This window comes from Geobacillus sp. PK12 (assembly GCF_004123125.1).
GTDB lineage: Bacteria > Bacillota > Bacilli > Bacillales > Anoxybacillaceae > Geobacillus > Geobacillus zalihae.
Window position 1 is genome coordinate 84,321 of sequence record NZ_SDKL01000012.1, and the last position, 9,117, is coordinate 93,437.

Genomic DNA, 9,117 nt, shown 5'->3' on the forward strand with positions numbered 1-9,117 from the left:
ACGACAAAAATCAACAAATTTCGCAAACATTTTGTCAAAAATATGGAACTGCCCGCCGGCGGCCTTCCGGTCACCCGGTTTGCCGTTGGCGGGCGCGAATGGGACACGTTTGACAGCACGTTCCCCCATTTGTTTTCACGTACAGGCAGCACGTCGTCCGCTGCATGCCGCTCGCGCCTTTCCAAAAGCGACGGAGCGGATTGTCTTTTTGGCCAAACAGGCGGCCGTCTGCGTCATAAACAAGGAAATAAAAATCATCGCGCAGCCGGTCGGCGACCGGGGCAAGCGACTCATCCTCAAGCCAACGTTCATATACCCAATACACGTAAATCGCGACATTTTCCCATAAGACGAGCGGCGATACGCGCGTCAGACGCCGCAACCGAGCGATGAGCGGAGCGAACAAGCCGGCGAACACGTCGCGAACGGCTTGCTCGCGCCAGCGGCTGCGCTCAATGCCGCACATCTCCGCTTCCGGCGACGCAAGGCGAAAGCGCGGCATCCACATTTCCCCTTCGCCGTCCGTATCAAGCCAAATTCGCTCAGGATCGAGCACAAGCCGCTTGTTCCACACCGACATGGCGTATAAGGCCATCGGCGCCAAAAAGCTTAGGCGCTTGACGAGCATCGAAGCGGCAACCGCGTCGTTTGCCGCCCCCATCTCGGCGTGGACGTGCGCCACATACTTCGCGAGCTGCCCGTCATCATTCAGCAGCCAGGCCAACAACATCGATGACGAGACATCAGCAGCTTCGCTCGAAAAACGGTACGTTTCCAACGCTTTCACTTCTTCTTCACTTAACCTCATCACGATACGCCTTCTTTCTGTAGGATGCGCCGCCCTTTGCCGTACGGAATGCAAAGCGGAGTGCCAAAGAGCGGATCATACGTGATTTGGCAATCCATTTGGAACACATCTTTCACGAGCTGGCGGGAAATGACATCCTCCGGCTTCCCTTCGGCGTACACCGTTTTGTTGCGAATGGCGACGAGATGATGCGCATAGCGGCACGCCAAATTTAAATCGTGAAGCACCATGACGATCGTCCGCCGTTCTTTTTCATTCAGCTCAAACAATAAATCTAAAATGTCAATTTGATGCGCGAGATCCAAATACGTCGTCGGCTCGTCAAGCAAGATGATGTCTGTTTCTTGCGCCAGCGTCATGGCAATCCATGCGCGTTGGCGCTGGCCACCGGACAGCGAATCAACCGGCCGCTCGGCAAGCTCTTTCAGCCCTGTGGCCGCCAAGGAGCGCGCAACGGCGCGCTCATCTTCGTCACTCCATTGCTTGAACCACGTTTGATACGGGTAGCGCCCTTGCTTCACAAGTTGCAAAACGGTCAGTCCTTCCGGAGCGACAGGTGACTGCGGCAAAATGGCGAGCCGGCGGGCGATTTCTTTTGTCGGCTGTTTGGCGATTTCTTTTCCATCCAGCAGCACAGCGCCGCTTGTTGGTTTTAGCAGCCGGGCCAAGGCGCGCAGCAACGTCGACTTGCCGCAGCCGTTCGCGCCGATGAACACCGTGATTTTTCCTTTCGGAATCGTCAAGTCTAAACGGTCAATCACGATCGCCTCGCCATAGGATAGCGTCAACTCTTTCGCCTGCAACCCATGCATGCGCATCCCTCCTTATAATTTCCGACTTCGGTACAATAAATAAATGAAATACGGTGCTCCAATCGCCGCGGTAAACACTCCGGCCGGAATTTCCGTCGGCGCCAAAAGCAGCCGCCCAGCCAAATCCGCCCCCATGACGAACACACCGCCTAACAGCGCAGCGGTCGGAAGAAGCGCGCCAAACGCCGAACCGACAAGGCGGCGCGCCATATGCGGCGCCATCAGCCCGACAAAGCCGATGCCGCCGGCGAAAGCGACCGCGCCGCCGGTGAGCGCGGTGCTAAGCAAAACAAGTCCTAGCCGTTGCCGTTCGACCGCCCCGCCAAGCCCAATCGCCAGCTCATCGCCCAGCTCCTGCACATTGACATGCCGCGCGGCCAACATCGCCACAAGGAGCAGTCCGATGACCCATGGCGCCATGAGCGAAACGTGTTGCCAAGAAGCACCATACACACTGCCCGTAATCCACACGTTTGCCTGGCTCGCCCGATAGATGGGTCCTGTGATCATCAACAGTGTCGTCAACGCCTGCATGAGCGCAGAAACGCCGATGCCGACAAGCACGAGCCGAAGCGGGGCGAGGCCGTTTTTCCACGCCAGCATATATACGAGCCAAGCAGCGGCCGTAGCGCCGAGAAAGGCGGCAAGCGGCAGCCAGTGGATGCTGACGGTGAGAGAGTTGTTTTCATCGCTAAACAGCGCCAAAAAGCCAACAACCGCGGCCACCGCTCCGCCGGTGATGCCGAGCACATCCGGTGAAGCGAGCGGATTGCGCACCATTCCTTGCAAAACCGCGCCGGCGACAGCCAGCGCCATCCCCGCCATCCAGGCAACCAATACGCGCGGCAGGCGGAACGTCACAATCACCGTCTGATGAATTTCCTCTCCGTATCCGAACAGCGCGGCAGCGGCCTCAAGCGGGGACATGCGCATTTCGCCGCTGCCAATGCTGATAACGAAAAGGAAGACGGCCGCTGCTATGAGCGCGGCGAGCACCGCAACAGCTTTTTTGTCATAGAAAAACGAGATGTGTTTTCCCATTCGGACCGTGATGTATTTTTTCATTTTGCGGCGATCCCCCTGCGGGCAATGTAGATGAAAAATGGAACGCCGAGCAAGGCGGTGACGATGCCGACCGGCACTTCGCGCGGCATCAGAACGTAGCGCGCCCCAATATCGGCCATAAGAAGCAAAATCCCGCCGAGCAAGGCGCAATACGGGAGCAGCCAGCGGTGGTCGACGCCGGCCAACGCCCGCGCCATATGCGGCACCATGATACCGATAAAGCCGATCGGACCGGCGACGGCGACCGATCCGCCAGCCAGCAGCACGACTAACAGAACGGCGGCAGCCTTGATCAAATTCGTTCGCTGTCCGAGTCCTTTCGCTACATCGTCTCCCATCATTAAGATGTTGACATGGCGCGCCAGCAGCATGGCCCCAGCCCAGGCGGCCGCCAAATACGGAAAAACGGCCGTCAACAACTCGAGCTTCCGGCCAGCGACCGACCCGGCCAGCCAAAAGAGCACTTCTTCAAGCGCTTTTTCATTCATCGCCAGCATTCCTTGCGTCAGCGAGGCAAATAAAGCCGCGACCGCCGTGCCGGCAAGCGTCATCTTCAGCGGTGTCAGCCCGTCTTTCCCTGCGGCGCTGATCACAAACACGATCGCCGCCGCGGCCGCCGCCCCAATAAACGCGATCCATGACAACATTTGCAATGAAGAAATGGAAAAAAAGGTGACCATCACAACAATGAAAAAACCGGCCCCGGCGTTAATGCCGAAAATGCCTGGCGAAGCGAGCGGGTTTCGCGTCAGCGCTTGCATGAGCGCCCCAGCCATCGCTAGGCTTGCGCCAACGACTGCCGCAATCAACGCTCGCGGCAGCCGAACCGTCGCCACGACTAAATGGGCGTTCGATCCGTTATTGTCGATAAGAGCCGCCATCGCCTGCCGCCAACTCGTGTCGGTATATCCACAAACGATGCTCATCCACATGGCGGCAAGCAGCACAATCAGCAAACCGATGAGGCCAACCATTTTTTGACGGTTTGTCGACAGCATCTCTGAGATCTCCCTTGCTTCATTCTCTATATCTCTATCGTCAAGTCTATTTGATAATGACTCTCATCGTCAATGTTTTTTCGCATTTTCTTATGATTTTTTTATCATTTTTTCATTTATAGTTGACAATGATTCTCAATTTTATTTATTATATCAACGTAAATGAAATTCATTATCAAATTCAAAGGGGGATTAGCTAATGAAATCAAGGCATCTCACCCTTCTTTCCGCCTTCATCCTTTCCCTCCTGCTTCTTGCCGGCTGCGGCGGAAAGCAGGAAGAAAAAACAGCCAAACCAGCGGAAAACAATGGGGCGAAAGCGGAAGTGAGCTACACGGTCGAACACGCCATGGGCACGGCCGAAATCAAAGGAACGCCAAAACGAGTCGTCATTTTAACGAACGAAGGAACGGAAGCGCTGCTCGCGCTAGGCGTGAAACCAGTCGGCGCCGTCAAATCGTGGACGGGCGATCCGTGGTACGACCATATTAAAGATAAAATGGAAGGCGTCAAAGAGCTCGGTTTGGAGTCAGAGCCGAACGTGGAAGCGATCGCCGCCTTGAAACCAGATTTGATTATCGGCAACAAACTGCGCCATGAAAAAATTTATGAACAGTTGAACCAAATCGCCCCGACCGTGTTCTCAGAAACGCTGCGCGGCAACTGGAAAGACAACTTTATGCTGTATGCGAAAGCTGTGAACCAAGAGGAAAAAGGGAAACAAATCATTGCTGAATATGACAAACGCATTGAAGACTTAAAAGCAAAACTCGGCGACAAGCTGAAGATGAAAGTATCGATCGTCCGCTTTATGGCCGGCGACGTGCGCATTTACCATAAAGACTCGTTCTCCGGCGTCATTTTGGATCAACTTGGCTTCGCCCGCCCGGAATCGCAAAACGTAAACGACTTTGCGGAAACCGGCGTGACGAAAGAACGCATTCCAGCAATGGATGGCGACATCCTGTTCTACTTTACATATGAGACAGGGGACGGCAAAGCGAGCGAACTTGAAAAAGAATGGATCAACGACCCGCTCTTTCAAAACTTAAACGTCGCGAAACAAGGCAAGGTGTACAAAGTGAGCGACACGATTTGGAACACGGCTGGCGGTGTGCTCGCGGCTCATTTGATGTTGGATGATATTGAGAAATATTTCTTGCAAAAACAGTGAAGCTTTCAGCAAGGGCTGTATGGAGGGGTGCGTATCCGCCTTCCGCACAGCCATCTTTTTCCATGTACCATGCACTCATTACTCCTCTGCCCGGCAAAGACATAAAGTTGGGAGTTTACTATGACGGAATGATCACAATTTGCCTTAAGACGGAAAAGATCCATGAGCAACGTTTTGCCCTCCACCCGGGCATGAAAATCCCCTTTTTCTTCCCATAATGAAGAGTAGGCGCAAACAGCTCAATAGGACGTTATACTTAATGGTGGCTTGGACCCTGTACAGAAAAGCGTTCGAATCCACTGGGTGCACCACCCATTGTCCGCCCTTTCCCGATGCGGAGGAAAGGTAACGACGAACGGAAAACTGCCGCATGTCTCCCGTGGATTCGCTGTTTGCGCACTCGATCATCGAAAAGGAGGATTTTCATCATGGATGTCATCTATCCTCGCTGCGCAGGATTGGATGTTCATGCCGAAACCATCGTCGCCTGCGCACTATGGGAAGAAGATGGACACATTCAAAAGGACATTCAAACCTTCTCCACGTTCTCGAAGGGACTTGGCGACCTGCTGGAGTGGCTCGAAGAACATGGCGTCACCCGTGTCGCCATGGAATCCACCGGCGTGTATTGGAAACCGGTCTTCGCCTTCCTCGAGGGCTATGTCGACTTGACACTGGCCAATCCGCAACGGATCAAAAATGTCCCGGGAAGAAAAATCGATGTCTCTGACGCCGAGTGGATCGCTAAGCTGCTCCGCCATGAACTCGTTGAAAAAAGTTTCGTCCCCCCAGCGGATATTCGCGAATTGCGGGATTTTTACCCGCCTCCGCAAAAAGTGGGTCGGACAGCTGACTTCGGAGAAAAACCGGATTCAAAAAGTGCTCGAGTCTTCCAATGTCAAAATCGGCTCGGTCCTCTCCGATCTCTTCGGCGTTTCTGGAAAAGACATCCTTGCCCGGCTGCTTGAGAAGGGATACGTGGACAAGGACGAGTTGGANNATGGGAACCGACATGAGCGTCTTTGAAACGCCGGAACGGGCGGCCTCATGGACCGGATTGTCCCCCGGCAACCATGAAAGCGCCGGAAAGCGAAAGAGCACGCGCACGACAAAATGTTGCCCTGCGCCAACGCGTCATGGCTGTTCGCTTGGTCATGGAAGGATATCTTGGAAAAGACGTCGCTGCCATGCTCCATCTATGTCGCCAAGGTGTGTTTATTTTGTAATTTGAAAAAGGATTCTAAAATAATGTGCTAATTTACACCAATCACTCATATTCTTTTACCCAATTCTTCTTTCAATTCAATAGGCCGTTCACCGCAAATGTTAAAAGACTAGTACTCCAGAGAATGACAGACATAGGCTCAAAACTTTATACTTAACCGGCGCAACATGTCAAATGTATCGACATAGGGCACATTGAATGCATGGCAAACATTAGGAATAAAAATTCTGCTTTTAGAATTAGGATGAAATTGTTCATGTGTTACTACAATAAAATTGTATGTCTTTGCAAACGCTATTAACCAACTATCTGCTGCACTAGCAAACTCTCTTTTTGCCGCCTCAAAATATTGCTCCTGCTGAACAGCCCAAGTAATAATTTCCTGATATGTTCTAAGAACTTCAATTTTATCGGTTGACTCGAACCATCGGGCAAAATAATGGTTGGCCCACTCACTTAATTCATCATTTTTATGAAAGCTATTAATTTCCTGTTTAACACGGTCAATGCTTATGATGTTGCCGTTTTCGGCATGTTGAAGCAGGGCATCCCAAAAGGAAGGAGCGATATCAAAAGAATAATACCTTTTATAGGCTTCAATAAAAATGCTCGTATCCATTACAAATTTATGGCTAGAACTCATATATATCTCCCCGTATCGACATATTCGGCAAACTTAGCAAAAGTGTCACCAGAAAGCCCCGTCAATTGATAGGCTTCACGATAAAGGATCGTTCCTTCCTTTGCCGCGCTTATGACTGCTTCCGCAAAATGACGGCCGATACGCATCGTTTGAGTTGCGTAAAAATTGCCTCCGCTTGTTTTCGTTTGTTCCGTTTGTTGTCGAAGCCGTTTCATATAATCTTCATAAAATAAAAAAAACTCCTCTTTTGTCACAAGGTTTAAGTCTAGAGCTCTACGTGCCGCCACAATTTCACTAACCTTAAAATAGCGAGCCGCCTGTTCAAAACGATCTTCCGATTGACCAACCTGTTTCCATATAATAATTAACTCATCTTCAGGAACAAGAAACTCAGCGGCTACTTTGTTGCATGCGTTTTCAATTTCAGCATCAGCAGGCTGAAGATTTTTCAAATCGAATGCGGCACTCTCCCCGTACCAAATATGAGCAAGTTCGTGGGCCAATGTAAACATTTGCGCGGCTTTTCCGTCTCTTCCATTTATGAATATTAAAGGGGCATAGTCATCAATAAGGACAAAACCACGAAATTCCGCAACATCCAGTTTTCGATGTGTATTATTGCCAACTACTCCATTAATGACTACAATAATGCCGATATCTTCAGTTTTTCTAATAAGATTGCGTAAAGCTTCCTGCCAAGTTGATTGTTTTGATGCCCATCCATCTTCCAAATTTAACGTCCTTCGCATATCTTGTGCAACGAGTTTTGGATCCATTAACAAGTTCGCACGCCCCACATAATTTAAAGGCGGATTGCCTAGCTGAATTAAATAATCTCGCATCCACTGTTGCCGTCTTTCCATCGTTTGAACCGTTTCCAAAAGATTTGGACTCGGGCGAACAGCTCCTTCATCTCTCACCGTGCGATAATGAGGAATTCTCAACTTCTCCTCTGGTGGATTAGGGAGAAAAAAATAACCAAGAGGTACAGCTGTCATTTTTGCAAGCTTTTCTAACTGCTTAAGCGTCGGCTGGCTCTCTTGATTGATCCATTTATCAATATTAGGAAACTGATCCTTCAGCCGATCAAAATTATCCATGCGTTTGATCACCCATTGTAGGACATTGGGTTTAACCTCAACCTTAACCATTGTATTGCCCCTCCTCTTTGACTATAGTATGCCACAAATGCTGGAAAGAAAAAAGAGAGGAGAGAGCATTCAATAAAAAAAGCTGGCCTCAAAAGGTCATTGTACCACCTTTTGGGACAGCCTCCTGTAAATGTATCACTAACGGCTAACCGCCCGCAGCATAAACGCCTCCACATCATTCTCCGGACCGACAAATTCAATATCCGTGCCGATTGCTTCAAAGTGCTTGCGGGCAAACTCGATTTTTGCCGATTCGCCCGGACGCAAATCTCCTTCCCATTCCTGTCCTTTCGTTTCTAGGACGAAGTACAGCTTTTCTTCTCCGTCTTTCTCAATGACAAGTGCCCAGTCAGGGTTGTAGGAGCCAATTGGCGTGTCAATTTTAAACCAGCTTGGCATCTTCACATATACTTTTATTTTTCATCGTTTTCAAAGCGTTTGACAAAACGCTCTTCCACATCCGAATCATAGACGACATGGTCAAACGGCGATTTTTCGCTCGGAATCGCATTGTCGTTTAAATAGGCAAGCAATTCCTCGTTTTGGAACAATTCGACGGCATAATACGCATCGTTGCCGATTTTATAATATTTCCCCCCGTCTTTTAACAGCTGCTTCATTTCACGCTGGATGATCTTTGTCACTTCTTCGATAAATTTTTGCGGATTGTTTTTGAAATCCTCAAGCCGCTTGCAGCGGGTTAAGATGCGGACAATCGTCTTCCGCGTTAAATTCGTGCGGTTTTGTAGTTCGGTAATGACGTCTGGAAGTGTATGGTGCAAGCTGACGTAATCTTCGACACTTTCGCTTACCGTTGCGCCTGCACCCCTGTCACGCGGTCAATTTCCACTTTTCCCTTGCGGCTTAAAATGCGAATTTTCTCAATGCGCGGCATCGTTTGAATGCTTTCGACGCACTTTTGAATCAATTGTTCGCTATCAAAATCGACGGAATAGACCGTTTTATATTTGATTTTGTCCCATAACTGTCTGAATTCTTCCTGATTGAATACCCGACATATTTAACCCGTGGTGCTAGATAAAACTCAGACAAGCATAAAAATAGCCCTTGCTGGCGGATCTCCAGTAGAATGAAAGTGCGACCCATCATTCGAAAGGAGAGATCCCCCACCCCATGCAAGAGCACTTTCATTTTACTACAGAAGATCAAGCCAAACTGCAAAAGCAATATTCCGCCATTTTCTGTTTTGTTTCTGCCCAACTGTCGTTGATTCAAATGTA

At 50.1% G+C, this 9,117-nt stretch carries 7 protein-coding genes and 3 pseudogenes; 3 read left to right on the forward strand and 7 right to left on the reverse strand.

The window, feature by feature from the left end:
* Positions 1-70 precede the first annotated feature (70 nt).
* The 4 genes from ETR37_RS06010 to ETR37_RS06025 are packed head-to-tail and all read right to left on the reverse strand — an operon-like array spanning position 71 to position 3,683.
* Positions 71-808, reverse strand: a complete 738-nt coding sequence (locus tag ETR37_RS06010; RefSeq protein ID WP_060788297.1) for an IucA/IucC family C-terminal-domain containing protein — start codon at positions 806-808, stop codon at positions 71-73.
* Positions 808-1,620 carry an ABC transporter ATP-binding protein gene (locus ETR37_RS06015; RefSeq protein WP_129447040.1) on the reverse strand — a complete coding sequence of 271 codons (813 nt, stop codon included), beginning with the start codon at positions 1,618-1,620 and terminating at the stop codon, positions 808-810. Before ETR37_RS06015 ends, ETR37_RS06010 begins: the two co-directional genes overlap by 1 nt.
* Before the next feature lie 12 nt (positions 1,621-1,632).
* Entirely contained in the window at positions 1,633-2,685 is a 1,053-nt protein-coding gene (locus ETR37_RS06020) for a FecCD family ABC transporter permease (RefSeq protein ID WP_020756817.1), read from the reverse strand.
* Complete coding sequence (locus ETR37_RS06025) at positions 2,682-3,683, reverse strand: FecCD family ABC transporter permease (protein WP_060788299.1); 1,002 nt, start codon at positions 3,681-3,683, stop codon at positions 2,682-2,684. The genes ETR37_RS06020 and ETR37_RS06025 overlap by 4 nt, the downstream gene beginning before the upstream one ends.
* A 199-nt stretch (positions 3,684-3,882) precedes the next feature.
* Between ETR37_RS06025 and ETR37_RS06030 the strand changes: the two genes are divergently transcribed.
* Both ETR37_RS06030 and ETR37_RS06035 read left to right on the forward strand, forming a co-directional pair.
* Complete coding sequence (locus ETR37_RS06030; RefSeq protein WP_013523560.1) at positions 3,883-4,857, forward strand: ABC transporter substrate-binding protein; 975 nt, start codon at positions 3,883-3,885, stop codon at positions 4,855-4,857.
* A 428-nt stretch (positions 4,858-5,285) separates the two neighbouring features.
* Positions 5,286-5,980 (forward strand): annotated as a pseudogene (locus ETR37_RS06035) (IS110 family transposase); the annotation flags it as partial.
* A 241-nt stretch (positions 5,981-6,221) separates the two neighbouring features.
* Here ETR37_RS06035 and ETR37_RS06045 read toward each other — a convergent pair.
* From ETR37_RS06045 to ETR37_RS20080, 3 genes and pseudogenes are all read right to left on the reverse strand, one after another.
* Positions 6,222-6,725 (reverse strand): DUF4411 family protein, encoded by a 504-nt coding sequence (locus ETR37_RS06045; protein WP_020756559.1) that lies wholly within the window; start codon positions 6,723-6,725, stop codon positions 6,222-6,224.
* Positions 6,722-7,876, reverse strand: a complete 1,155-nt coding sequence (locus ETR37_RS06050) for an ImmA/IrrE family metallo-endopeptidase (RefSeq protein ID WP_081212921.1) — start codon at positions 7,874-7,876, stop codon at positions 6,722-6,724. The genes ETR37_RS06045 and ETR37_RS06050 overlap by 4 nt, the downstream gene beginning before the upstream one ends.
* 138 nt (positions 7,877-8,014) lie before the next feature.
* A pseudogene (locus ETR37_RS20080) lies at positions 8,015-8,888 on the reverse strand (restriction endonuclease); the annotation flags it as partial.
* A gap of 122 nt (positions 8,889-9,010) precedes the next feature.
* On the opposite strand from ETR37_RS20080, the pseudogene ETR37_RS06065 reads away from it, so the two are divergent.
* Positions 9,011-9,117, forward strand: a pseudogene (locus ETR37_RS06065) (IS982 family transposase); the annotation flags it as partial.

Bases quoted from the DNA above. Each gene is read 5' to 3' on its own strand.
- ETR37_RS06045 (WP_020756559.1), bottom strand. From the start codon at position 6,725: ATGAGTTCTAGCCATAAATTTGTAATGGATACGAGCATTTTTATTGAA.
- ETR37_RS06010 (WP_060788297.1), bottom strand. From the start codon at position 808: ATGAGGTTAAGTGAAGAAGAAGTGAAAGCGTTGGAAACGTACCGTTTT.
- ETR37_RS06050 (WP_081212921.1), bottom strand. From the start codon at position 7,876: ATGGTTAAGGTTGAGGTTAAACCCAATGTCCTACAATGGGTGATCAAA.
- ETR37_RS06015 (WP_129447040.1), bottom strand. From the start codon at position 1,620: ATGCATGGGTTGCAGGCGAAAGAGTTGACGCTATCCTATGGCGAGGCG.
- ETR37_RS06025 (WP_060788299.1), bottom strand. From the start codon at position 3,683: ATGCTGTCGACAAACCGTCAAAAAATGGTTGGCCTCATCGGTTTGCTG.
- ETR37_RS06030 (WP_013523560.1), top strand. From the start codon at position 3,883: ATGAAATCAAGGCATCTCACCCTTCTTTCCGCCTTCATCCTTTCCCTC.
- ETR37_RS06020 (WP_020756817.1), bottom strand. From the start codon at position 2,685: ATGAAAAAATACATCACGGTCCGAATGGGAAAACACATCTCGTTTTTC.